Origin of the sequence: Pseudomonas frederiksbergensis (assembly GCF_003732665.1) — a bacterium.
Taxonomy (GTDB): Bacteria; Pseudomonadota; Gammaproteobacteria; order Pseudomonadales; family Pseudomonadaceae; genus Aquipseudomonas; species Aquipseudomonas frederiksbergensis_G.
The window spans coordinates 1-305 of sequence record NZ_MOBP01000078.1 but is presented as its reverse complement, the minus strand read 5'-3'; the positions used below and the strand labels follow the sequence as shown (position 1 = coordinate 305).

The 305-nt window shown below is 63.0% G+C and carries 2 pseudogenes; both read left to right on the top strand.

Annotated features, from left to right (window positions below):
- Window positions 1-87 (top strand): annotated as a pseudogene (locus BK665_RS35110) (DUF2384 domain-containing protein); the annotation flags it as partial.
- Window positions 87-305: pseudogene (locus BK665_RS33230) on the top strand (RES domain-containing protein); the annotation flags it as partial. The pseudogenes BK665_RS35110 and BK665_RS33230, both read left to right, overlap by 1 nt.

The following is a 305-nucleotide window of genomic DNA, read 5'->3' as shown; positions in this document are numbered from 1 at the left end:
GGCCAAACCGCGCTGGACTACATGCTGGTCGGCCGCGTCGTAGACATCGCTGATGTACGCCGCTATCTCGACGGAGTGCGCGGTTGATGGCGCCGGAACTGGCCGATCCGCAGTGGCCGCGGGCCTATCGGATCGTTAACAGCTGCTTCCCGCCGATCTCGTTGTTTGAAGACGTGCTCGATCCGGAAGATTTGCCCACGGCGTACGCCCTTGAAGCGCTGACCAATGATCGATTGATGGAAGAGGCTGGCGTGCTTTCCCGGGTGCGACCCGAAGACCGAAGCTCCGGCCCTGGTTCCACGCCG